The following is a 22976-nucleotide window of genomic DNA, read 5'->3' as shown; positions in this document are numbered from 1 at the left end:
CCTGGGCGCCGCGCCGTCGGCATTCCCAGGAATCATCCGTGAGGAGCCACCCGTGACCTTCAGACTCGGTATCGCCACATGGGGGGGGGAACGCGCTCCCCACCCCGACACGGGTGAGCTTCCCAGTCCGCGGGAGGGGTTCCTGCAGCTCACCGAGTTGGCCCGCACCGCGGACCGGGTGGGCCTGGACATCGTGGCCGTCGGTGAGGGCCACGGGGCGGAGCACGTCAACCCGGATCCGTTGCAGCTGCGGGCCGCGGGACACGGGATCGGCGTGATGCTCAACGTCATGGAAGGCCGCTGGGACCAGCTCGTGCCGTACGTCAAGGCGTACCGGGAGGCGCTGCGCGGCTTCAGGCGCTCCACGCGCGGCGCGGTGGGCCTGCTGCTGCCGGGCCTCGTGGTGTCCGACGACGACGCCGCCCGCTCCCCCGACGCCCTCACCCTCGCCTATCCACACTTCGCCGCCAGCACGAGAACCTTCGGCGCCGCAAGCGCCGACGACCCCGCGTGGACACCGCGTGGACACCGGAGGAGTTCCGCGAACAGTGCGGGCCGGAGGGTGCGCTGCTCGTGGGCGGTGTGAGCGACGTCGTCACCACACTGCGGGCCATGCGCGAGACGTTGGAGCTGGATCGGGTGCTCGTGCGCGTGGACGTGAACGGTCTGCCCCACGACGCGGCGCTGCGGACCGTGGAACTGCTCGGTCGAGAGGTCCTCCCGGCGCTACGCTGAGCCCACCCGCGCTGCTCTGAACTCCCGCACCTGCCACCCACCCCGCTGCCCACATCCATGGGCTCCGCCCCGCCACATCACGCCCCGTCCTGCGGCTTTTACTGAGCTGAAGCAGAAACGGGCGCCCTCAGCTGCTGGTGCTCCACTAGGAATTCGATGCGGTCGGCACAGAGGGCGGATGAGCCGCGGAGCAGGGCGCGGCAGAGCTTGGCAGGGAAGTCGCGACTGCAGCAGGGCCCTGGGACGAAAGAAGGGGCTCCCCGGATCATCTCATCCGGGGAGCCCCTTCGGGATGATCGCTCATCCCCGTGGGTGGCAGGTGAGGGATTCGAACCCCCGTAGGCAGTGCCAGCTGATTTACAGTCAGCCCCCTTTGGCCGCTCGGGTAACCTGCCGAGAGCGCACAGAGCGCATTGCACCCCCGCCGTGCGGGAGCACCTCAACATTACACAGCACACCCCCCGTCCCCCAAATCAGCGCGGGTGCCCCCAGAACCCCTGAACGGCCGGGAGCGTGACATCGGTGCCCCCACGCGGGTGACCGCGAACTGCGCGGGGAGCCCGATCACCACCGATCCGCCCGGTTCCGGCACGAATGCGCTCATCGCGGGCAATTAGGCTGGTGGGTGACATCACGCACCCAACACACCCAGGAGGACAACCGTGGCTTCGGAATCATCATTCGACGTGGTCAGCAAGGTCGACAAGCAGGAAGTGTCCAACGCCCTGAACCAGGCCCAGAAGGAAGTGGCCCAGCGCTACGACTTCCGCGGGGTGGGCGCGGATATCGACTTCTCCGGCGAGAAGATCCTGATCAAGGCCAATTCAAAGGAGCGTGCCCAGGCCGTCCTGGACGTCTTCCAGTCCAAGCTGGTCAAGCGCGGGATCTCCCTGAAGTCCCTGGACGACGGCGAGCCCTACGCCTCCGGCAAGGAGTACCGCATCGAGTGCTCTATCAAGGAGGGCATCGCCCAGGACCAGGCCAAGAAGATCACCAAGCTCATCCGTGACGAGGGCCCCAAGGGTGTCAAGGCCACCATCCAGGGTGATGAACTGCGCGTCTCGTCCAAGTCCCGTGACGACCTGCAGGACGTGATCGCGCTGCTCAAGGGATCGGACGTGGAGGTCGACCTGCAGTTCGTGAACTACCGCTGACGTGACCCGGCCCCGGCGCTGCGCCAGCACCGCGTCGGCCCCACGCCCGTCACACGCCGGTCGGCATCCGCAGACCAGGAAGCCGTGAGCCCCGAGCGGGGATCACGGCTTCTTCCGTACGGGGTTCGCCCCCCGGGCACCACGGCGGACACGCGGGCCGCAGTCGTGGGACAACGCGACGGGCCGGTCGCATGCGACGCCCACCGCGACGTCGAAACCCGAACGCCGCGTCAGCGGCCGTAGAACCCGCCGTTGCGTGCCATGTTCTGCAGCCGCTGCACGCGGTCGTCGGTGGAGGGGTGGGTGCGGAACAGGCCGGAGACCGCACCGCCGCGGAACGGGTTGGCGATCATCAGGTGGGACGTGTTGACCACCTTCTGGTCCTCCGGGTTCATGGGCCGCTGGGACGCGCCGCCCTCGATCTTGCGCAGTGCCGAGGCGAGCGCAAGGGGGTCGCCGGTGAGCTTGGCGCCGTCCTCGTCGGCGTCGTACTCGCGCGTGCGGGAGATGGCGAGCTGGATCACGGTGGCCGCGACGGGTGCGAGGAACGCCATGAGCAACCCCACGAGCATGTTGCCACCGCGGTTGTCGTCACCGCGCCCGCCGCCGAAGATGGCCGCGAACTGCAGCACCTGCGCGGCGGACGTGATGAGTCCCGCCACCGCGGCCGCCACGGACGAGGTCAGGATGTCCCTGTTGTACACGTGCATGAGTTCATGGCCGAGCACCGCGCGCAGCTCGCGTTCGTCGAGCATCTGCAGGATCCCCTCGGTGCAGCACACCGCGGCGTTGTCCGGGTTGCGTCCGGTGGCGAACGCATTGGGGCTCATGGTGGGCGCGATGTACAGCCGCGGCATGGGCTGCTCCGCCCGGCGGGAGAGCTCCTCCACGATCCGGTACATGGCCGGTGCCTGTTGCGGGCTCACGGGCACCGCCCGCATGGACCGGATGGCGAGCTTGTCCGAGTTCCAGTAGCTGTATGCGGTACCGATCAGCCCGATCACCGCGAACAGGATGATGAAGAACGAGCTGCGCGTGGCCCCGGCGATGATCCAGCCGATCGCCAGCAATACCACCCACATACCGCCCAACAGCAGCACGGTCTTCAGTCCGTTGTAATGGCGGTGCATTCAGTGTTCTCCTGTGGGGTCTAGCGGGGCAAGAAAATGTTAAGGGATATCGACGGTACCAATGCGGACGGCGGCAACGGCGGCAACGGCGGCGCGGGCAGTGGGGGCGGCCCGTCGAGGCAGATGATCTCCCCCCCTCCCAGTCCGAGCGACACCTCGCAGCCGGGGTCCGTGGTCGTCGGGGGCGGTGGTGCCACCCCCGTCGAGGGGGACGGGACCGGTGTTTGCGTAGCGTCCGACGGCGCGGGGGAGGCTCCCTCGCCCGGGTCCGCGGGGTTCCCTCCCGGGTCCGCGTCACCCGGGGACGGGCTCGGCGACGGCGTGGGCGGGACGTCCGGATCGGTGCCGAGGTCGGGGGCAGAGGACGACATCGCACCGCCCGCTCCGTTGCCCGGCGCACCCGGGTCCCCGGGCAGTGGCGCACCGCCCGGCCAGCGACCTTGCGAGTCACCCTGATTGCGGCCGGTCTGGCCGTCCGGGCCTTGTCCCTGGGGGACGTCGTCGCGGGCCTGCTCGGGGCGGGACGCGTCGGAACCGCCGAGGGCCACGGACCCTCCACCGTCGGAACCGCCCGAGTCCCCCTGAGCCGCGGACGCGGAATCTCCACCATCGGCGGCACCGCCGTCCGAGTCCCGACCGGCGGAATCCCCAGCGCGGGAATCACTGCCGTCCGCATCGTCGTCGCGACCGGCTGCGGGTGTCTCGGAAGAACCGCGGGCGCCGGACGCAGCGGCGTCGCCGTCGGAAGAGTTCACATCCGGGGAGGCGGCGACGGCGGGCGCACCGCCCGAGGGATCGCCCGGCGAGTTGGACACGGCCACGATCCCCACGGCCGCGGCGGCCGCCACCAGGACGCCGACCGCGGCGATCGCCAGGCCCATACCGGACGATGCGAACGCAGCAATCCCCGTGGACTGCCCTGCGGCTGCAGCCCCGGACGAGGCGCCCGCGCCGGCCCCGGAGCCGCCGGCACCCGGACCCCCGGAGGTTGCGATGGCGCTCCCCGCCGCGCCATCGAAAGCCGGGGTCCCCGCGACTCCCGGAGCCTGGGACGCGGCAGCCCCGAAGCCCGCCAGGGACGTGCCGGCGAGCGCGTCCACGAGCCGACCGCCCGCGCCGGCCCACAACGGAAGTCCGGCTAGGACGGGCAGGAGCCAGCCGCGCATCCCGATCCCGAGGTCCTGGAGCTGCAGGTACTCGGCGGTGCAGCGGGGACACCGGTCCAGGTGTTCCTGCACGACCTTGGTGCGTGACGGGGTCAGGGAACCGCGCGCGAACGCACCGAGCTGTCGTGAGTACTCGCCGCAGTCCTCGAGTGCTCGCACCGAGACGTGTTCCTGCATGTAGGCGGTGCGGAGTCCCTCCCGTGCGCGTGTGCCCAGCGCGGAGACCGCGTTGGGTTGAATGCCCACGGCGGAGGCCACCTGACGCGGCTTGCGCCCCTCGATCTCGAGGTACCACAGCACTTCCTGCCAGCGCTCTGGCAGGGACGCGAACGCGCGGGCCACCACCACGGAGTCCACCTGGCGCACTACCGTGTCCTCGAACAGTTGCACACGGTCCAGCGGCCCGTCCGGCTGGGGGTCCACGGGACGCGTGCGGCTGAGTTCGTTGGCGCGGTCCGCAGCGAGCCGGGACACGGCCGTAACGAGGTAGGCGCGCAGGAACTCCCGGGGGCCCTTGCCCTCCTTGAGCAGCGCGAACACACGCGTGAACGCCTCGGAGACGAGGTCCTCCGCTTCCGGCTCGTTGCGGGAATGCATGCGGGCCACGGCCAGCGCCGCCCCGCGGTGCCGTTCGTAGAGCGTGGCGAAGGCATGCGAGTCACCTTCGCGGACCGCGCGTAACAGGTGTTCGTCGCTGATGCGTTGGCCGCCCTGGCCCGGGTGGTCCCCGGTGCCGGGAACTGCTCTGTGTGACATGGCGCTCTCTGCCCACTGGAAGTAACTCGGTACCTCCATTGTGACAGCCGCGGGCGCTGCGCGGCAGTCCGCGACCCCGCCCCTCCCCCCGCGTTCCCGCTGTCACCGCGCCGGCCCGGTCATGGCCGGGGGCGGGACCGGCGCCCCCACGCCGGTCCCGCCCCCGTCTCCTAGTGCCATCTCCCTCCCCCGCGCCGGACAGCCCGTCCGGCAAAGAGACGCTCTCACCCGCCGCGTGCCGCGCGATGTGTCCCCGTGGTGATCGCGGCACCGGTTCGCCGGTCCCAGAGCGATCGGACCGTCCGGGATCCCGCGCAGCCCGCGCGGGATCCACTACGTAGACGCACGGGATCGGAAATCATGACGCGAGATCCGAAAACTTTTTTCGCGCGTCCCGTCACGGATGACGACGCCGCTGCGCGCGGCCTTCCGCGCGCCCGTCCCGGACCGCGACGGCCCCACGCGGCGGGCGGGGCGCGAGCGCACCACGGCGGTGCCCCGGGGCCGCGGGCGGGGACGGACATGTCGACGGGGACGGCGGCGTCGGCAGCGTGGGAGCGCCGTAACCGCGACTATTGTGAGTGGCTCAGAATAAGAATAGAATCATCCCATGGAGACCACCGTTCAGGCCGCGCCGCACCCGTCGCGGGATGCGTGGACCTCGCATCTGCGCTCGCACGGGCGCAGGGTCACCAGACAACGTCTTGCCGTGTTGGACGCCGTGTCCGCGGTCCCGCACGCTACCGCCGAGGACACCGTGCAGCAGGTCCGCTCCGTGCTGCCCAATATGTCCGTCCAGTCCGTCTACGTGGTCCTCGCGGACCTCGCGGCGATCGGGATGGTGTCCAAGTTCGAGCCGCCCGGATCCCCCGCGCGCTACGAGATCCGCACCGGGGACAACCACCACCATGCGTACTGCGTGCGCTGCGGAGTGGTCCAGGACGTGCCGTGCGCCGTGGGCCATGCCCCGTGCCTCACGCCGTCCCAGGACCACGGCTTCGAGCTGCTAGCCGCGGAGGTCGTCTACCGGGGTGTGTGCCCCCGCTGCCAGGAAGAGCTCGCGGCGAGCGCGACCGAGGCCCGCTGAGCCACGCTGACACCGGCTCCCTGACGCGCGGCCCCTGGCATACAGCCCTGGCGCACCCCCCGGACACGCCCCGCGGGTGTGGAAACTGCGGACGAGATGCGCCGCAATTCCGACCCACCGACCTCTCAGTCGCGAGGCTGCGAGGTACCGCCCTGTTCGCGCTGCGTGACGAGCTCCAGCATCTCCCGCAGCTGCGCCGTGGGCAGGGTGGCCACGGGGGCCATGGCATTGAGGCAGATGGCCGCCGCACCCGATTCGAGCGCGAACTCCAGGATCTTCCGGGACGGGGCCGAGCGCACCGTGAGCGCCGGGTCCAGGGCGGCCACCTCCGCCGCGGACGTGAAGACCAGCAGGGTGTCCGGTGCGGCGCCCTCCTCGGAGGGTTGGACCATGACCGGGATCGCGTTCTCCCCCTCGTCCCGGGTGCCGAGCATGAGGTGGCCGTTCGGGTTGAGCAGGGCCCCCAGGACGTCCGCCATGGCATTGTCCAGCAGCGCTTGCTTGAGTGCCTCGTTGTGGGGTGAGCGGCCCACCCACTCGATCTGCTGGCGGGGGATCCGCAGGGCGTGTTCGGACGCCGGGTCCACCACGATCTCGTCGTACTGGGTGTCCTGCGCGACCATCTCGATCATCGCGCTCGCGCGCTGGCGCAGCAGGACGGGTTCGGCCAGATCCGGGTTCTTGTTGCTGCGGGTGAACATCTCGCGGGCCTGCTCGGCGGTCGTATACACGGCCAGTGCGCGACCACCGTCGGGCTGGGCGACCGCCTGGACCCGGATGTGGGACTGCGGCCCCACGGGCTGACCGTCCTCCCCCGGGACCAGGTCCGATCCGGAGATGTCCAGCAGCACGGTCCCGGCCAACGCCTCGCGCAGGGCCCCGGCCAGGGTCCGCTCCCCGGGTTCGCGAGTGAACGCCTCGGCCGCCGCGCGCAACCGGGGGTGCACGTCCCCGTGGGAGTCGTCCTCGGAGGTCGGTGCGAACGGCAGCTCGACCCCGGCCTCATCGGCCAGTTCCAAGGCCCACAGCGGCGTGCGCTCCTGGGTACGCGGGAACTCAGTCAGCTGAGCCAGCACGTCCCGGCCCGTGTAGGCGCCCTCGTCCGCGTAGGGGCGGGGCAGCTCCCGGAAATTGTAGGACGCGCTCGTGTGCAGCGTGGGCTCGGGCCACCCGCTCGCGGCGATGCTCACGGACGCGGTGAACCAGCTCCCCCGCCCGGGCACCGCGCAGCTGCGCTGCAGTTGCGCGATCGTCTCCAGCACCGGGCTGTCCTGCTTGATGGGCCCTGCCGCCCCGGGGATCACGGAGCCGTCCCTGTTCTCGACCACCCGCAGATGGACCCGCCCGCCCTGGGGCTTGAACTCCACGAGCATGGTGTCCCAGCCCGGTTCCGTGCGCAGGACGGACATCACCCATTCGCCCACCCGTGCCACGAGTTCACGCTCACTGGGTGCGGGGGTCGTCGATTCGGGCCGAGGCTCAGAGGTCATGGTGTGGTGTCCCTTCGACCCGTGAGCCACGGGTCCGCTCGCTATAAGTTCGCGCGATCTCCCCCGGTCGCTGCCGGGCGCCGCGCGCCCCCAGCCTAACGAACCGCTCGCGTGCGAGGTCCCAACACGGCCGCGGGGCGCGACGTCGCTCGGTGCGGCCGCGGCGTCGTCGTGGGGTACGTGCCGCGGGCAGATACAGGGGCCCCACAGGCACCGACGTGCCGTCCGGCGCGCGCTGGCGTCCGCGCCAGTTGTTAGCCTGGACCCATGACGAAAACTTTGCAGGAGTTGATCGACGCGTCGATCTTCCTTTCCACCGAATACCAGGCAGTGCTGGCGGAACTGTCCCAGGGCGCGGAGTGGGACGTGGACTTTTCCGCGCCGTCGTTCACCCTGCAAACCACGCCTCCCGTCACCCTGACCCCCTACCTGTTGGGCACCGAATCTGCGTCCCGCGGGTCCTTCGTGTGGTCGTGGCAGGAGCTTGGGCACTTCAACCCGCGCGTGGTCTCCGCCGCCGTGCAGGCCAAGCAGGCCGGTGAGCGTCACGAGGTCTCCGAGCTGACCACGGACGAGCTGCCCCTCGAGGACGGTCTGGCCCGCAGGCTGACCCTGGCCGCCAAGGCCGTCACGGGTCTCTACGCCCACTATCCCGCGCGCGCCGGTGGCAACATCACGGCGTGGTTGCTGCTGGACGGCCCCGAGTTCGAGCTGCCCCGACTCACGGAGCAGCGCATGATGCAGGTCATCGGGGAATCCCTGACCACGGACACCGCCGTGGACCACAACCTCGCCGTAGCCAGCTACGCCAAGCTGCGCGGCGCCCACGTGGAGTGGGACACGGACGCCACCTGTGTGGTCACCGTGCACGACGGCGCTCAGCGCTTCTGGTTCGACGACCACCAGATCACGGGCGTGGAACCCGCTGAGCCCTCCGTGGGCGAGGACGAACTGCGCGAGCTCGAACACCAGGCGCAGACCCACCGCGAGGCCCTGCTCGAGGACCGCCGTGCCGCGGTGGCCCAGGCCGAGCAGCTCGGTGAGCAGCAGCGCGTGGAGTCCGCCGAACGCAAGCGGCGCGAGCGTGAAGAAGCCGCCGCAGCGGCGTCGTCCGCGTCCGAGCAGGAGGAGCCGCTGCCCAGCGAGCTGTCCCGCGAGGAGATCGAGGCGCCCGAGCCCGAGCAGCCCGAGGGGGACGTGGCCGTCCCCGCGAGCGAGGTGCGGGACCCGGACCGCCCGTTCGACCAGGAACCCACCTCCGGACCCGCCGAGCCGGGTCGCGTGGAGACCACGGTGCTGCCCGGTCCCTCCGGGGACGCGGCCACCGCCGGCCCACAGGCCTCCCCGCACCCCAACACCACGGCCATGTCCCGGATCCCGGACCCCGAGTTCGCCGCGGCCCAGCCGGGGATGCAGGACGAGGACGCGGCGCGGGACACGCGCGAACCCACTGCGCCGGAACCGAGCGAACCCGCGACGGAGCAGCCAGTCCTGCGGGACGTTTCCGAGGACACCGTGGCCCGCGAGCGGGCCGAGCGGGAGACGGTGGTCGCCCGCGAGACCGTCGCCGGCCCCGGCGCTGCTGAGGACGACATCTCCGCCCCCGCCGTGGTGGACGGCCAGGAGGTCAAGACCAACGAGCAGGCGGAGAAGAAGGGCAAGAAGAAGCGCGGTTTCCTGAGCCGTTTCTTTGACCTCTGATCGCGAACCGACGCGGCGGTCACCGGGGATAGGATCGGACGGTGACTGACAACGCGACTTCCGGCCCGGGCCCTCACCAGCAGAAGAGGGCCCGGGCCGGTTTCGGCTACGGGTTCGCCGCGTACGGGATCTGGGGGTTGCTGCCCCTGTACTTCGTGGTCCTGGCCCCGGCCACGGCGTACGAGATCGTGGCCCTGCGCATTGTCTTCTCCCTGGTGGTCTGTCTGCTGATGCTGGCCGTGACCCACTCCGTGGGCCGGTTCATCCGGTTGTTCCGGGACGGCTCGGCGGTGCTCGCGCTCACGGTGGCCGGTGTGCTGATCGCCGGGAACTGGTTGCTGTACACGGTCGCCACGACCACGGGGCACACCCTCGAGGCGTCCCTGGGGTACTTCATCAACCCGCTCGTGGCCATCCTGCTGGGTGTCCTGGTGCTGCACGAGAAGCTGCGCCCCCTGCAGTGGACCGCGATCGCCGTGGGTGCGCTGGCCGTGGTGATCATGGCCGTGTTCTACGGCGCGGTGCCGTGGCTCTCACTGGGCCTCGCCTTCACGTTCGGCTTCTACGGCCTGGTCAAGTCCCGCGTGGGCTCGCGCTATCCCGCGCTGATCACCCTCACCGGGGAGACCGCCATGATCACGCCGCTCGCGCTCGTGGCGGTCGCGCTGCTGGGCGCCCAGGGACAGATCACCCTGACCTCCGGGGGCACCGGGCATTTCCTGTTGCTGCTGTCCTCCGGCGTGATCACCGCTGTTCCGCTCCTGCTGTTCGGCGCCGCCGCCGCCCGGCTGCCCCTGAGCACCGTGGGCATGCTGCAGTACATCGCACCGATCGGCCAGTTCATCCTGGCCGTCCTGGTCTTCCACGAGGAGATGCCCCCGGAGCGCTGGGTCGGTTTCGGCCTCGTGTGGCTCGCCGTGGTGCTGCTCGTGCTCGACGCCGTCCGCGCACCTCGCGCGCCCCGTCTCCCCCGCCGCTGAGCGCACCAGGTCTCACCGCCACTGACAGCACCCGATCCCCCGCCGCTACGCGCACCCGGGGCCCGGAACGAGAAAAGGCCACCCCTGATCAGGGGTGGCCTTGTCTCATGGGACCGTGTGAATCAGATCCGCGACTCGGGAGCCGCGCCGGCGTTCACCCGGGATCCCGGGTCACCGTCGGTGGCCGCGCGGTGCGCGGCGTCCTCATGGGAGCCCTCCGACGGGGTGTCGAGCTCGTCGACCTCCTCGGGCGAGCGCTTGATGTTGATCAGGGCGAGCAACAGCCCACCCCACACGGTGACCATGGCCACGATCATCATGACGACGGACATGGTGCTCATGAGAGTTCTCCTTCCGAGCGGCGGGGCTGGACCTGGGCAGACGACCGGCCCGCGGCGTCGCCGACAGGGTCGGTGTGACCCGATCCGGCGTGCGCCCACGGGGCCTGACGCTGCACCACGGTCCCGTCCTCGATGGCGCGCAGGGAGAAGTCCTGGCCCAGTGCGGGGGTGCGGGTCGCGGTGTCCTGGTAGTGGGACAGGGGCTTGTGGCGCGCGAGGGTGCCGCGGTCCACGTAGGCGTCCTGGATGGCGGGGGCGGGGCTCGTGAGGGCCTCCGCGGTGCGCCGGGACCAGGGCAGTCGGGACAGCAGGTAGGCAAAGACGATCAGGGCCACGGCCATCCCCCACCCGAACGTGTTCACGAACCACTGCGGCATGTCGTTGTAGCCCTGGGACACGGTCTCGGTGAGCTGGTCGATGAGGATGTAGCCCAGGATCACCGGGGTCACACCGCCCACCATGATCATCCACGTGCGCCCGAGCTTGAAGGACGAGACCGAGTTGATGTGGTCACGCAGCGTGGGCAACGCCGAGAAGCCCGCGGTGAGCAACAGCACGGACACCAGGGCCGCGGCCACGATGCCGAAGTTGTTCACGAACGCGTCCACGACGTCCAACAGGTTCAGCCCCGTGGTCGTGGGGAAGAACAGCAGGGAGATCGCGGCGAGCGGGATGACCACGAGGGCCACGGCCGCGGGGCGCGAGAGCCCGAGCTTGTCGCGGAAACCGGCCACGATGACCTCCACGATGGAGATCAGGGACGTGAACCCGGCGAACGACAGGGCACCGAAGAACAGCACACCGATCAGCGTGCCGAACGGGGCCTGGGAGATGATGGCCGGGAAGGCGATGAACGCGAGACCGATCCCGGACGTCGCGACGTCGGCGACTTCCGTCCCGGAGGCCGAGGCCATGAAGCCGAGTGCTGCGAACACGCCGATACCGGCGAGGATCTCGAAGGACGAGTTCGCGAAACCGACCACGAGCGCGGAGCCGGAGAGGTCCGAGCGGGGCTTGAGGTAGGACGCGTAGGTGACCATGATGCCGAAACCCACCGAGAGGGAGAAGAAGATCTGCCCGTAGGCCGCGACCCACACGGAGGAATCACCCAGTGCGGACCAGGACGGGGTGAACAGGGCATCCAGACCCGCGGCGGCACCCGGCAGCGTCAGGGCCATGCCCACCATGATCAAGAACATGACCACGAGCAGCGGGATCAACACCACGTTGATCTTCCCGATCCCGTTCTGCACGCCCATCATCAGCACGATCAGCAGCACGAGCCACGCGATGGCCGTGGCGATGAACACCGGCCAGATGAAGTCGAAACCGATCGTGACCTCATCCGAGACCCGCATGTAGTCGCTCATGAAGAAGGTCGCGGGATCGTCCCCCCACGCCTTGCTGAACGAGAACACGGTGTACTGCATGGCCCATCCGATGATCAGGGCGTAGTACACGGCGATCACCACGCAGATGGCCAGCTGCCACCACCCGATGGTCTCGAGTTTGGGGTGCAGCCGTCGGAAGGACAGCGGGGCGGACCCGCGGTAGCGGTGACCCACCGCGTAGTCGAGCATGAGCAGCGGGATACCGGCGGTCAGCAGGGCCACCAGGTAGGGGATGATGAAGGCGCCGCCGCCGTTGTCGAACGCGACGTACGGGAACCGCCAGATGTTGCCGAGCCCCACGGCGGAGCCGATGGCGGCGAAGATGAACATGGTGCGCCCGGAAAATGCTTCCTTCGCGGCGCGACCACGTGTCGTGTCTGTGGACATGGATGAACCTCACGCGGGACGAATCCCATCGGCGCGCACGCGGAAGCCCTCGTGGCGCGCAAGTGGATTACGGATGCGCCAAGCTTACTGAGAACTCAGCCCCTGCGATGCACCACGCCGTGCGCGAATTCGATCAGTGCCGCTTTGGCCACGGAATCGTCGAGCGGTTCGAGGGCCGCGATGGCCTCGTCCGCCCAGTCGTTGGCGATCTGCCACGCCTCCGCAGCCGCGGGGTGCTCGGACACGGCCTCGACGGCGCGGGCCAGGGCGGCGTCGTCGGACAGGTCCCCGTCCACGAGCTCGAGCAGCTCGCGCGCGGAGGCCGCGGCGGCCGGGTCGGAGCCGGCGGCGTCGCGGCGCAACAGCAGGACCGGGAGGGTGTCCACGCCCTCGCGCAGATCCGTACCGCGTATCTTGCCGGAGACGTCCGGGTGGCCGGTGAGGTCGATGATGTCGTCCGCGAGCTGGAACGCGAGTCCCACCTTCTCGCCGTAGACGACCATGAGATCCACCACGGAGCGGGGCCCCCCGCCCAGCAGGGCGCCGTACTGACCGCTCGCGGCGATCAACGAACCGGTCTTACCGGAGAGCACCTTGATGTAGTGGGCCACGGGATCCTCGTCCGGGGCGGGACCGGTGGTCTCCTGCAGCTGCCCGATCACCAGGCGCTCGAACGTGGTCGCCTGGATCATGAGGGGTTCCTGGCCCAGGGCGGAGACCATGGCGGAGGCACGTGCGAAGATCATGTCCCCGGTGAGGATGGCCACGGTGTTGCCCCACACCGTGTGCGCGGTCTGCACGCCCCGGCGCATGGGGGCGGAGTCCATGACGTCGTCGTGGTAGAGGGAGGCCAGGTGGGTCAGTTCCACGACCGCGGCGGCCTCGATGACCTCGTCCGTGACCTCACCGGCCACTTCCGCCGCGAGCAGCGTGAGGAGGGGCCGCACCCGTTTACCGCCGGCGTCGAGCAGGTGCCGGGCCGTGACGTCCGCGATCCGGTCCGCGGAGTGCACGGACTCTGCCAGCCGCTGCTCGATCCGATCGAGGCTGCGCAGCATGAGCGGGCCCAGGTGGGAGTCCTGGGCGATGAGCTCGAACCCTTCGGGCAAGCGCAGGGAGTCATTCGGGCGGCTGGGGTCAGTCACGATCCACCACTCTATCGACAATTCAGCTCGCGGGGGTCAGTGCGTCCAGCACCGCGATCGCGCGATCGGTCACAGTCCGGGCGGGCCGGTCCGACAGTTCCGTCATGACCCGCACCGCGAAGCGCATCATGGCCGGGACGCTCATCCCCGCCCGTAGGGCCGCGGTGAGGATCGCCGGGTGGCCGATGAGCTCGGCGAGCGCCCGGCCCTGCGTGAAATGGGCCCCCCATTCGGCGCGCACGAGCTGCGGGTAGCGGGCGAGCGCGTTCTCCCGTTGCTGGTGCCCGTTGGCCTCGGCGGCGTCCACGATGCACGACGCCGCGAACAGCGCGGACTCCATGGCGTTGGAGATCCCCTCCCCGTTGAACGGGGACACGAGCCCCGCGGAGTCCCCGAGCAGCATGAGCCCGGGAACGTAGTGCGGGGTGCGGTTGCCGGCCATGGGCAGCGCGGCCGAACCCACCCGGCCCACCTGGTGCTCCGGGTCAAAGGTCCACTCGGCGGGCATGGACGCGGCCCAGTCACGCAGCACCGCGCGGTAGTCGAGCTTACCGAACGCGGGCGAGGTGTCCAGGATGCCCAGGCCCACGTTCGCGGTGCCGTCCCCCACGCCGAAGACCCAGCCGTAGCCGGGCAGCAGGGAGCGCTCGGGGTCCGTGCCGTCCGCGAGTTCGAGCCACCCCTCCATCCAGTCGAGCTCCGAGCGCGGGGAACGGTAGTACGTGCGCACGGCCACGCCCAGGGGCCGATCCGTGCGCCGGTGCAGACCCGCGGCCACGGCGGTGCGGGTCGAGTTGCCGTCCGCGGCGAGCACGAGGTCCGCGCGGTGCTCCTCCGTCTCGGAGGTGCGTCGCCCGGTCGCCGGGTCCATCACGGCTGCCTGCACGCCCACGATCCGCCCGGTGTCATCACACAGCACGTCCCGCACCGTGCGGTGCTCGATCACGTGCGCACCGGCACGCCGGGCGTGCCGCACCAGGTCCTCGTCGAAACCCGCGCGCGTGCGCACGAGTCCGTAGGACGGGAAATCGGTCAGTTCGGGCCACGGGACCTCCACGGTGCGCCCGGACGCCACGAGTCGCAGTCCCTTGTTGGCCTTATAACCCTCCGCGGCGCCGTGCGGCAAATCCATGAGCTGCATCTGGCGCACGGCCCGCGGCGTGAGCCCGTCCCCGCACACCTTCTCCCGCGGGTAGCCGCTCTTCTCGAGCACGGTCACCGCGATCCCCTGGCTCGCCAACCAGTACGCCGCCGTGGCACCGGCGGGGCCTCCCCCGCTGATCAAGACCTTCACTGCGCCGCGGCCCTCCGCTTCCTGTGTTCTTCCTTGTGATGTCGGCGCGCCCGCGTGCTGGACGGACCACCCGCCCATTGTGTCATCGCCCGCCGACGCCGCTGTCCCCGCCGTCGTCGCGGCCGCCGCCATCCGTGCGGCGGCGCGGGCCTCGCCACGTACGCCGTGCCCGCCGTCGTCGCTCCGCCCACGGACTCGGCAGGAAGCCGGGCCGGTCCCGGTCCCACCCGACCGACACCGCCGCGCCCACGCGCGCGTCCTATGCTTGAGGACGATGACACCCGAGTTCCCCGCACCCCGCCTGAGTGCGCTCACCCTTCCCCTGTCCGAGGTTCCCGCGGCAGCAGAGTTCGCCCGCAACCCGGACGTCCGGCGGTTGCTGGGCAGCGCGGACCCGGCCACGTGGATCATGCGCGGCAAGGGAATCGTCGGCCTCGGTCGCGTGGCGGCCTACCGCGTGCGGGGCGGGACCCGGTTCACCTCCGCGCGCGTGTGGTGGGACGAGCTTCGCCAGGACGCGACCGTGCATGACTCCGTGCAGCGCCCCGGCACCGGTTTGCTGGCCTTCGGGGCGTTCGCGTTCGCGCCGTCCTCCACGGTGGACTCCGGGCTCATGGTCCCCGAGCTCGTGATCGGCACCGACGCCCATGGCGCGTGGCTCACCCTGATCTCCACCGGACCGTCCGAACCCACGGTCGAGGACGTCGGCGCCGCGTGGCGTCGCCTCGTGCGCGCCGCACCCGCGGTGGCGCGGCCCGAGGAACCGGACGCAGCGGCGTCGTCGTACCCCACGGCCGTGCCCGGGACCCTGGACGAACAGCGCTGGATGGAGGCCGTCGCGGACGGCGTGGGGATGATCCGCGCGGGGGAGCTCGACAAGCTCGTGCTCGCGCGGGACGTGGTCGTGGACACCGGGCGGCCCATCGAACTCGGTGCGGTGCTGGGGCGGTTGAGCGAACGCTTCGCCACGTGCTGGACGTACTGCGTGCGTCTGGGCCCGGAGCAGGAAGGCTCCGAGCAGGAGGGCTTGGAGGACGGGGAGGGTGCGGGCCGGTTGCTCGGCGCGACCCCCGAGATGCTCATCCGGGTGCATCGCGGCACCGCCACGGCCCGTGTGCTCGCCGGGACCCTGGACCGCCAGGACCTGCCGGACGGCGCCAACCCCGAGGACTTCGCCGGTACCGAGCTGGGCGGGTCCGAGAAGCAACAGCGCGAACACCGCTTCGCCGTGGACTCTCTGATCACGGGGCTGTCCCCGTACGCGGATGAGGTCTCCGGCGGCGAGCACCCCTTCATCCTGGCGCTGCCGAACGTGTGGCATCTCGCGTCGGACGTCACCGCGCAATTGCGTGCGGGCGTGGACGGGACCCTGCCCTCGGCCCTCGAACTCGCGGAGGCCGTCCACCCGACCGCCGCGGTGTGCGGGACGCCCACCGAGACCGCCGGGGCCGTGATCGAGGACCTCGAACGCATGGACCGTGGGCTCTACGCCGGCCCTGTGGGCTGGCTCGACGGCGCGGGTAACGGCGAGTGGGGCATCGCCCTGCGCGGCGCCGTGCAGCTGGACGCGCACCGGGCGCGCGTGAGCGCCGGCTGCGGGATCGTGGCCGAATCCGATCCGCGCGCCGAGCTCGCCGAGACCTGGGCGAAACTGCGCCCCATGCTCGAGTCCCTGCCCGCACGGTGGGACCGGGAGTAAAGGGATTCCGGGCCGATCCGGGCACCCCGTAGTAAAATCGCCACGAGTTTCACCCGGAACCCCACATCTCCCCGAGGAGCACACATGTCAACCCTGCGCCGACTCGTTCCCGCGCTCGCCGTCCTCTCCGCCGCAGGCTTGGCACTGACCGGTTGTGAATCGACCTCCGGGGGCGGCTCCCAGGCCGGTGGCTCCGACACGTTCACCGTGTGCACCAATTCTCCGTACCCGCCGTTCGAGTTCGAGAAGGACGGCAAGATCGTGGGCTTCGACATGTCCCTGGGGGACGAGATCGCCAAGGACCTGGGCCGGGAGAAGAACGTGGTGCAGGCGAACTTCGAGACCCTCGAGTCCGGAGCGGCGCTGGACACCGACCAGTGCGACGCCGCCATTTCCGGGATCACCATCACGGACGCCCGCAAGCAGTCCGTGGACTTCTCCAAGCCGTACTTCAACGACCAGATCGCCCTGCTGACCACCAAGGATTCCGGGATCCGCGGCTTCGACTCCGTGGGGGACAAGACCGTGGGCGTACAGCAGGCCACCTCCGGTGAGCAGTTCGCCAAGGACAAGCACCTGAAGACCCAGCAGTTCGAAGACGTGGAGCTCATGTTCCAGTCCCTCGAGTCCGGTGGCGTGCAGGCCGTGTCCGGGAACATCTCCACGCTGTCCAAGCGCGCGAAGGACAACCCGGACCTCGAGGTCGTGCAGACCGTGGACACCAACGAGAACCTGGGCGTGGCCGTGAAGAAGGGCAACACCGAGATCCTCGACTCCGTGAACAAGACCCTGGACCGCATCACGAGCGACGGCACCATGGACAAGATGAAGAAGGAGTGGATGGGCCTGTAGGCTCCACTCCCCGAGAGCAGGACATCCGTGCCGGGCGGTGTGACACCGCCCGGCACGCATATGTGGGCAACCCACGGACAGGGAGACATCCATGGCCATGACCACCCGGCAGCGCGCCAAGCTGTCGCGGGGCATCCAGTACGCCGTACTCGTCGTCGTACTGGTAGCACTCGTGTTCCTCGCGGACTGGAACGTGCTCTACCAGCGCGTGTTCAACCCCGAGGTCGCACTGAACCAGTTCCCCGGGATCATCACCGTGGCGCTGAAGAACACCCTGATCTACACGGTCCTGGGCTTCGTGGTGGGCCTGACCTTGGGCGTGGTCCTCGCGCTCATGAAGCTCTCCTCCGTGGCGCCCTACCGGTGGATCGCGACCCTCTACATTGAGTTCTTCCGCGGCGTGCCCGCGCTGCTCGTGTTCCTGGCCCTGGGCTACGGCATCCCCCTGGCCTTCGGCTTCCGCTTCAACCACTACGTGACCGTGATGATCGCGCTCGGCGTGGTCGCCGCCGCGTACATCGCCGAGTCCCTCCGCGCAGGTCTGCAGGCCGTGCCCCCGGGGCAGTATGAGGCTGCCCGTTCCCTGGGCATGTCCCACACCCGCGCCATGGTCACGATCGTGATCCCCCAGGCCCTGCGCATCGTCCTGCCGCCGCTGACCAACGAGGTCATCCTGCTGACCAAGGACTCCTCCCTGGTCTATCTGCTGGGCATGGGCGTGCAGCAGTACGAACTCACCAAGTTCGGCCGCGAAGGCATCTCTGACGCCGGCGCCGGGCTGACCCCGCTCGTCGTGGCCGGCATCTGCTACCTGATCATCACCGTGCCGCTGGGGCTTCTGTCCCGCCACTTCGAAACCAAGACCGACCGGGTCAAGAAGTCCTAGGAGCTCCCAGTGTCCACTTCCGCAGCCTCCCCCGATCCCGCATCCTCCGACCCGTCGGCGACCCCCGGGGCGGATCCCGCCCGGGGTTCCCAGCACGACGCCGCCTCTACTGCAGGTCCCAGCTCTGCCGCGACCGGTCCGGGCCGTTCCGCTGCCCGGTCCCCGGGTGTATCTCGCGCGTCCTCCGACGACGCCGCTGCCGCGTCCGACCGGGGCCACTCCGGTTCCGCCGCGGTGCACGTGCGCGAGCTGCACAAGTCCTACGGGGACCTCGAGGTGCTGCGCGGGATCGATCTGGACGTGGCCACGGGTGAGGTCGTGTGTCTGATCGGGCCCTCCGGTTCCGGCAAGTCCACCCTGTTGCGCTGCCTCAACCTCCTGGAGTCCCCGCAGTCCGGGACCATTTCCGTGGGCGGGTTCACGGTCACGGACCCGGATCTGGACGTGGACGCCATGCGCCGCCGCGTGGGCATGGTGTTCCAGCAGTTCAACCTGTTCCCCCACCTGAGCGTGCTCGAGAACTGCACGGTGTCTCAGGTCAAGGTGCTCAAGCGCTCCAAGGAGGAGGCCAAGCGCATCGCCCTGGCGAACCTGGAACGCGTGGGTCTGGAGGCAAAGGCCGGCCAGCGGCCCACCCAGCTCTCCGGCGGTCAGCAGCAGCGCGTGGCGATCGCCCGGGCGCTGTCCATGGACCCCGATCTGATGTTGTTCGACGAGCCCACCTCCGCTCTCGATCCCGAGACCGTGGGCGACGTCCTCGCGATCATGCGCCAACTCGCGGATGACGGGATGACCATGCTCGTGGTGACCCACGAGATGTCCTTCGCACGCGACGTCGCCGACCGCGTGGTGTTCATGGACGGCGGCGTGGTCGTGGAACAGGGCCCCGCCCGCGAGGTCATCGGCTCACCCCAGCACGAGCGCACCCGCACGTTCCTCTCCCGGGTCCTCAACCCCACCACGGTGGACACCCCGGAGTAATCCGCCCGCCGACTCCCGTGAAACGGGGGCCCCGCCCCCGTGATCCCGCAGCAATGGGCGGGGCGCTCGACGCCGCGTGGAAGCACACGACGACGGCGCCGCTATTCGGGAAGAACAGCGGCGCCGTCGTGGTGGAACACGGGTGCCGAGCGGGTGCCCGACCGGATCGGCAGATCAGACGCGATCCGTGACAGGGATGTCGGTGGCGGACCCCGGGATGTCCTGGGTCTCGAGGATCTCCTCGGCCTTGGTCTGTTCCACCGTGCGCTGACGCGGCACGAGGATGGTCACGAGCGCACCGAACAGGGCCACGGCACCGAAAATGTAGAACGCGGTGGCACCTCCCAGGTTGGCGGCCAGGCGCCACCCGCCGATGAGTGGGCCGAAGATCCCGCCCAGGCGGCCGGAGCCGGAGTCCCCAGGCCACGCCGGCGGCACGGGCGTTGGTCGTGTAGTAGTTGGACGTGAAGCCGTAGATCAGCACCTGGGTACCCAGGGTGCCCACACTGGCGATCGCGATGACGATGAACAGCACCGGCAGCGGTTACGCGAAGGTCATAAGCGCCAGGGGGATGGCCGCGAGCACGAACGTGGTGGCCACGATGCGTTGCGGGCCCGAACGGTCCGCGAGCTTGGAGGCGAGCATGCCGCCGATCACCGCGCCCGAGTTGAGCACCGACGTGGCGCTCGTTACTCGACCTCGGTCCTGACCGAGAGTGCGACCCATGGCACCGGGAGCACCCCCTGGGTTTTACCAGGGGTGCCTCTTTCCCGGATTGTGAATGAATCGGCGTGAGTGAAACACGCACCCTATGGTGAGGACACCTATTCACCGGCGTTCACGGTGGTCCCGGCGGGGTCGGCCGGCATCCCTCGGGGCGCGCATCCCGCGCCGATGCAGCGCGCCCACCCGATCACGACGTCATGAGCGGCCCCTGCGGGAGGCGATGAACCGCGGTCAGCCCCGGTTCACCATCCCGGAGGGCCGCACCGAGATCACCTCGACCTGAGAATCCCGCGTGGCGTCCACTGCCGTGCGCACCGCCGCGGCAATCTGCTCGGGGCGGATCCAGTCCTCGGGGTGGTACTCGTTGCCCATGTACGCCTGCAGTTCCTCCTGCATGTCCGTGGCCACGCGCCCCGGGTGCACCGAGCTCACGCGCACGCCGTTCTCGCGTTCCTCCTCACGCAGCGCGTCGGTCAGGGCGCGCAGGGCGAACTTGGTCCCGGAGTACAGCGCCGCCGACGGGCCCGAGGTGAACCCCGAGCCCGAGTTGATGGCCACGACGTCACCGCCAGCCACGCGCAGCTGGGGCAGGGTCAACCGGGTCAGCTGGGCCACGGAGATCACGTTGACGTCGAAGATCCGCTCCCACTGCTCCCGCGTGGCCTCCTCCACCCGCGCTTGCGGTGCGATCCCGGCCGAGTGGACCAGCACGTTGAGCCCCTCGAACTCGTCCCGCAGGGGTTCCCACGCCTCGGCGACCTGCTCGTCCGAGCTCACGTCCGCGGTGAACGCCCGGGTCCCCGGACCCAGCCCGGCGAGTTCGTCGCGGACCCGCTGGACGTCGTCGGCGGAACGTCCGCCCACGAAGACGATGTGGTCCCGTGCGAGGTCCTGCACGATGGCCCGGCCGATGCCGCGGGTGGCGCCCGTGACGAGCGCGGTGCGGACGGTGGTCGTGTGAGTGCTCTGCTCAGTCATGACGCCATGCTAACGAGCGCCCCGGACACCATGGGCGGCGCATACGGCCGCGGCCGGCCCGGGACGGTACGCACGGCGAACGGTGAAAAACATGTGAGCGCCGAGTGGCATTCACTTCCCCGCGCGATGCTCCCGTTCGGAGGGCTCGCCCTCAAGGTACTCCCGCACCGCTCGCGCACCGGCGTCCCTGGCGGCCACGTTGAAGTCCCGCAGGCTCTGCCGGTCCAGTGTGACCTCGATGACCCGCCGGCCGGCCACGGGTGCGGCGAGCGCGGCGGCGAGTTCGATCGCGGTGTCCGCGCTCACGTACTGGACCCCGTACGCCGCACACAGCTCCGCGATCCCCACCGTGTGGGGGGTTCCGAAGAAGCGCTCCACGGTCGCGGTGTAACGCGGGTCCCGGCCCAGGTCCCCGTGTTCCAGGGTCTGGAAGATCCCGCCGCCGGAGTCGTTGACCACGATCATGTGCAGGTCCGGAACGCGTTCGCCGGGTCCCAGGAGCAGTCCCCCGGCGTCGTGCAGGAACGTCAGGTCCCCCATGACGGCACGCACGGGCCGCCCCGTCCCCAGTCCCACGCCGTGCGCGGTGGCCACGGTCCCGTCGATCCCCGCGAGCCCGCGGTTGGCGATCACCGCCAGGGGCCCCCGGGCGCGGGCCACGAGATCCAGGTCCCGAACGATGTTGGAGGACCCCGCCACGAGTACCGACCCGTCCGCGCACGCTGCATCCCACACCGCCCGAGCTACGTGCAGGCGCGTCAGCGAGGGTTGGTCGTCCGCGAACCGCAGCACCGCGGCGTCGGCGGCGGCTCCCGCCTCGCGCCACGCCTCGAGCCACCCGGGTTCCGCGGGTCCGACGGCGCTCGCTGCCTCCTCGAACGAGCCCACCGCGTCCTCGGGGCGCCTGCCGTGCTCGAACCACGGGGCGGGATCGGGTCGCACGGCGATCACCCGCACGTCGGGGCGCTTGAGCAGCGCCGAGACACGGCGACTCAGGGTCGGGCGGCCCACGAGGATCACCGAGTCCACGCGGTCACCGAGGGGTGAGTCCAGCACGCTCTCGTAGGACGCGATGGCGGCCTCTCCCGCGCGCGCCTGGGACGAGGGTTCGGCGAGCAGGGGCAACGAATGCTCCAGCGCGAAACGCTCGGTGGTAGGCCCCGCGCCGTCGCCGGCAAAGATGAGGGGATGTGCGGTGCCCGCGGTCGCCGAGGGTGCCGGGGGCACCGAAGACTCAGAGTCGGAAGACACCCGCCGCGAGGCATTGGAACGCATATCCGCGCCGTCGGCCTCGGAAGTCACACGCACGAGCTCGTTCCATGGCGCCGACTCCGCGATTCGCACCGACTCGGCGGGCGGGAGGAACGGCTCCAGGAGCACCGACCACGGGTGCACCCGGATCCGCGCGGCACCCCCGGAACGCACGGGCCGCACCTCACTCGCGAGGTCGCGGGCCCAGCTGCGCAGGTGACGGTGGTCATCGTCGCACACGGGGTACAGCGGATCGCGCAGGGCCACGTTCACATGCACGGGTCCGGGCGGATCCTGCTCATCGCCGGGAAGGGCGGCCAGGACGTGATCGAGCAACGATTCCACGTCCTCGCACTGCTGCGGCCATGACAACTGCGGATCGTCCGGGGGTAGCAGGTCCACGGCCGCGCGCACGAAGTTGGCGAACATCCCGGGTTGCTGCGTGGTCTGGTTCGCGCCGGTCCCGCGCAGTTCGGGCGGGCGGTCCGCGCTGAGCACCACCAGGGGGACCCCCGCGTGGGAGGCCTCCATGACCGCCGGGAGCAGCTCACCCACGGCCGTCCCGCTCGTGGTCACCACGGCGCACGGCAGGCCCGTGGAGCGGGCGATGCCGAGGGCGGTGAAGGCGGCGTCGCGCTCGTCGATCCGCACGTGTACCGACAGTGCACCGCTGGCCTGCGCTGCGGCCGCGGCATATGCCAGCGGCGCGGAACGCGACCCCGGGGACACCACGAGGTGTTCCATCCCGCGCATCGCGAGGGCGCGCAGGACGGCGGTGGCCGAGACGAGGCTGGGGCTAATCACGCTCCAGAGCGTATCGACCGGCACCGACACGCACAGCGGCC

General features: G+C 70.2%; 21 protein-coding genes and 1 tRNA gene. 10 read left to right on the top strand and 12 right to left on the bottom strand.

From position 1 onward, the window contains the following. Nucleotides 1-52: 52 nt before the first annotated feature. Both RF637_RS01445 and RF637_RS01440 read left to right on the top strand, forming a co-directional pair. A complete protein-coding gene (locus RF637_RS01445) occupies nt 53-586 on the top strand; it encodes an LLM class flavin-dependent oxidoreductase (protein WP_368843974.1) in 534 nt (177 codons plus the stop codon). Between the two features lie 26 nt (nt 587-612). Next, a complete protein-coding gene (locus RF637_RS01440; RefSeq protein WP_368843973.1) occupies nt 613-735 on the top strand; it encodes a hypothetical protein in 123 nt (40 codons plus the stop codon). A gap of 313 nt (nt 736-1048) precedes the next feature. Here RF637_RS01440 and RF637_RS01435 read toward each other — a convergent pair. Next, nucleotides 1049-1130 (bottom strand) — tRNA-Tyr (locus tag RF637_RS01435). Between the two features lie 267 nt (nt 1131-1397). Here RF637_RS01435 and RF637_RS01430 point away from each other — a divergent pair. Then, nucleotides 1398-1889 carry a YajQ family cyclic di-GMP-binding protein gene (locus RF637_RS01430; RefSeq protein WP_368843972.1) on the top strand — a complete coding sequence of 164 codons (492 nt, stop codon included), beginning with the start codon at nt 1398-1400 and terminating at the stop codon, nt 1887-1889. Nucleotides 1890-2119: 230 nt separating this feature from the next. On the opposite strand, the gene htpX is transcribed toward RF637_RS01430, so the two are convergent. Beyond that, nucleotides 2120-3019 carry a zinc metalloprotease HtpX gene (gene htpX / locus RF637_RS01425; protein WP_035960103.1) on the bottom strand — a complete coding sequence of 300 codons (900 nt, stop codon included), beginning with the start codon at nt 3017-3019 and terminating at the stop codon, nt 2120-2122. A 20-nt stretch (nt 3020-3039) separates the two neighbouring features. Next, on the bottom strand, nt 3040-4941 hold the full coding sequence (locus RF637_RS01420; protein WP_368843971.1) for a sigma-70 family RNA polymerase sigma factor: 1902 nt from the start codon (nt 4939-4941) through the stop codon (nt 3040-3042). A gap of 610 nt (nt 4942-5551) precedes the next feature. Here RF637_RS01420 and RF637_RS01415 point away from each other — a divergent pair. Continuing rightward, nucleotides 5552-6028, top strand: coding sequence for a Fur family transcriptional regulator (locus tag RF637_RS01415; RefSeq protein ID WP_064846699.1), 477 nt, complete (start codon nt 5552-5554; stop codon nt 6026-6028). A 125-nt stretch (nt 6029-6153) separates the two neighbouring features. Here the strand turns inward: RF637_RS01415 and RF637_RS01410 are convergent, their stop codons facing one another. Next, on the bottom strand, nt 6154-7518 hold the full coding sequence (locus RF637_RS01410; RefSeq protein WP_368843970.1) for an SseB family protein: 1365 nt from the start codon (nt 7516-7518) through the stop codon (nt 6154-6156). A gap of 267 nt (nt 7519-7785) precedes the next feature. On the opposite strand from RF637_RS01410, the gene RF637_RS01405 reads away from it, so the two are divergent. Then, on the top strand, nt 7786-9219 hold the full coding sequence (locus RF637_RS01405) for a DUF6882 domain-containing protein (RefSeq protein WP_368843969.1): 1434 nt from the start codon (nt 7786-7788) through the stop codon (nt 9217-9219). 41 nt (nt 9220-9260) lie between these two features. Next, on the top strand, nt 9261-10199 hold the full coding sequence (rarD, locus tag RF637_RS01400) for an EamA family transporter RarD (protein ID WP_064846696.1): 939 nt from the start codon (nt 9261-9263) through the stop codon (nt 10197-10199). A 122-nt stretch (nt 10200-10321) separates the two neighbouring features. Here rarD and RF637_RS01395 read toward each other — a convergent pair whose 3' ends face one another. The 4 genes from RF637_RS01395 to RF637_RS01380 all read right to left on the bottom strand — a co-directional run bounded on the left by RF637_RS01395 (nt 10322) and on the right by RF637_RS01380 (nt 14757). Then, nucleotides 10322-10540 carry a methionine/alanine import family NSS transporter small subunit gene (locus tag RF637_RS01395; protein WP_085108378.1) on the bottom strand — a complete coding sequence of 73 codons (219 nt, stop codon included), beginning with the start codon at nt 10538-10540 and terminating at the stop codon, nt 10322-10324. Next, nucleotides 10537-12318, bottom strand: coding sequence for a sodium-dependent transporter (locus RF637_RS01390; protein ID WP_368843968.1), 1782 nt, complete (start codon nt 12316-12318; stop codon nt 10537-10539). The genes RF637_RS01395 and RF637_RS01390 overlap by 4 nt, the downstream gene beginning before the upstream one ends. A gap of 95 nt (nt 12319-12413) precedes the next feature. Further along, nucleotides 12414-13376 (bottom strand): polyprenyl synthetase family protein, encoded by a 963-nt coding sequence (locus RF637_RS01385; protein WP_085108442.1) that lies wholly within the window; start codon nt 13374-13376, stop codon nt 12414-12416. 109 nt (nt 13377-13485) lie between these two features. Then, the gene (locus tag RF637_RS01380) at nt 13486-14757 is read right to left on the bottom strand and encodes a geranylgeranyl reductase family protein (protein ID WP_368843967.1); all 1272 of its coding nucleotides are present in this window, start codon (nt 14755-14757) and stop codon (nt 13486-13488) included. Between the two features lie 274 nt (nt 14758-15031). On the opposite strand from RF637_RS01380, the gene RF637_RS01375 reads away from it, so the two are divergent. From RF637_RS01375 to RF637_RS01360, 4 genes are all read left to right on the top strand, one after another. Continuing rightward, nucleotides 15032-16456 (top strand): isochorismate synthase MenF, encoded by a 1425-nt coding sequence (locus tag RF637_RS01375; RefSeq protein WP_368843966.1) that lies wholly within the window; start codon nt 15032-15034, stop codon nt 16454-16456. 84 nt (nt 16457-16540) lie between these two features. Further along, nucleotides 16541-17308 carry an ABC transporter substrate-binding protein gene (locus tag RF637_RS01370; RefSeq protein ID WP_085108367.1) on the top strand — a complete coding sequence of 256 codons (768 nt, stop codon included), beginning with the start codon at nt 16541-16543 and terminating at the stop codon, nt 17306-17308. Between the two features lie 91 nt (nt 17309-17399). Continuing rightward, nucleotides 17400-18194, top strand: coding sequence for an amino acid ABC transporter permease (locus RF637_RS01365; protein ID WP_064846689.1), 795 nt, complete (start codon nt 17400-17402; stop codon nt 18192-18194). 234 nt (nt 18195-18428) lie between these two features. Next, the gene (locus RF637_RS01360) at nt 18429-19175 is read left to right on the top strand and encodes an amino acid ABC transporter ATP-binding protein (RefSeq protein WP_064846722.1); all 747 of its coding nucleotides are present in this window, start codon (nt 18429-18431) and stop codon (nt 19173-19175) included. Nucleotides 19176-19349: 174 nt separating this feature from the next. Here the strand turns inward: RF637_RS01360 and RF637_RS01355 are convergent, their stop codons facing one another. From RF637_RS01355 to menD, 4 genes are all read right to left on the bottom strand, one after another. After that, on the bottom strand, nt 19350-19613 hold the full coding sequence (locus tag RF637_RS01355; protein ID WP_368843965.1) for a hypothetical protein: 264 nt from the start codon (nt 19611-19613) through the stop codon (nt 19350-19352). Between the two features lie 106 nt (nt 19614-19719). Then, nucleotides 19720-19902, bottom strand: coding sequence for a hypothetical protein (locus RF637_RS01350; RefSeq protein ID WP_186317193.1), 183 nt, complete (start codon nt 19900-19902; stop codon nt 19720-19722). A 231-nt stretch (nt 19903-20133) separates the two neighbouring features. Further along, nucleotides 20134-20880: an SDR family oxidoreductase gene (locus RF637_RS01345; protein WP_368843964.1), complete on the bottom strand. Its 747-nt coding sequence runs from the start codon at nt 20878-20880 to the stop codon at nt 20134-20136. Nucleotides 20881-20991: 111 nt separating this feature from the next. Continuing rightward, on the bottom strand, nt 20992-22935 hold the full coding sequence (gene menD, locus RF637_RS01340) for a 2-succinyl-5-enolpyruvyl-6-hydroxy-3-cyclohexene-1-carboxylic-acid synthase (RefSeq protein WP_368843963.1): 1944 nt from the start codon (nt 22933-22935) through the stop codon (nt 20992-20994). Nucleotides 22936-22976 lie beyond the last annotated feature (41 nt).

The organism is Kocuria sp. CPCC 204721, assembly GCF_040980945.1.
Classification (GTDB): domain Bacteria; phylum Actinomycetota; class Actinomycetes; order Actinomycetales; family Micrococcaceae; genus Kocuria; species Kocuria marina.
The sequence above is the reverse complement of the archived record's forward strand: the minus strand, read 5'-3'. Positions and strand labels throughout refer to the sequence as shown.

Coding starts and splice junctions, on each gene's coding strand:
- RF637_RS01385 (WP_085108442.1), bottom strand. CDS start 13,376: ATGCTGCGCAGCCTCGATCGGATCGAGCAGCGGCTGGCAGAGTCCGTG.
- RF637_RS01410 (WP_368843970.1), bottom strand. CDS start 7,518: ATGACCTCTGAGCCTCGGCCCGAATCGACGACCCCCGCACCCAGTGAG.
- RF637_RS01375 (WP_368843966.1), top strand. CDS start 15,032: ATGACACCCGAGTTCCCCGCACCCCGCCTGAGTGCGCTCACCCTTCCC.
- RF637_RS01370 (WP_085108367.1), top strand. CDS start 16,541: ATGTCAACCCTGCGCCGACTCGTTCCCGCGCTCGCCGTCCTCTCCGCC.
- RF637_RS01350 (WP_186317193.1), bottom strand. CDS start 19,902: ATGGGTCGCACTCTCGGTCAGGACCGAGGTCGAGTAACGAGCGCCACG.
- htpX (WP_035960103.1), bottom strand. CDS start 3,019: ATGCACCGCCATTACAACGGACTGAAGACCGTGCTGCTGTTGGGCGGT.
- RF637_RS01440 (WP_368843973.1), top strand. CDS start 613: ATGCGCGAGACGTTGGAGCTGGATCGGGTGCTCGTGCGCGTGGACGTG.
- RF637_RS01415 (WP_064846699.1), top strand. CDS start 5,552: ATGGAGACCACCGTTCAGGCCGCGCCGCACCCGTCGCGGGATGCGTGG.
- RF637_RS01405 (WP_368843969.1), top strand. CDS start 7,786: ATGACGAAAACTTTGCAGGAGTTGATCGACGCGTCGATCTTCCTTTCC.
- RF637_RS01345 (WP_368843964.1), bottom strand. CDS start 20,880: ATGACTGAGCAGAGCACTCACACGACCACCGTCCGCACCGCGCTCGTC.
- RF637_RS01395 (WP_085108378.1), bottom strand. CDS start 10,540: ATGAGCACCATGTCCGTCGTCATGATGATCGTGGCCATGGTCACCGTG.
- RF637_RS01420 (WP_368843971.1), bottom strand. CDS start 4,941: ATGTCACACAGAGCAGTTCCCGGCACCGGGGACCACCCGGGCCAGGGC.
- RF637_RS01390 (WP_368843968.1), bottom strand. CDS start 12,318: ATGTCCACAGACACGACACGTGGTCGCGCCGCGAAGGAAGCATTTTCC.
- RF637_RS01365 (WP_064846689.1), top strand. CDS start 17,400: ATGGCCATGACCACCCGGCAGCGCGCCAAGCTGTCGCGGGGCATCCAG.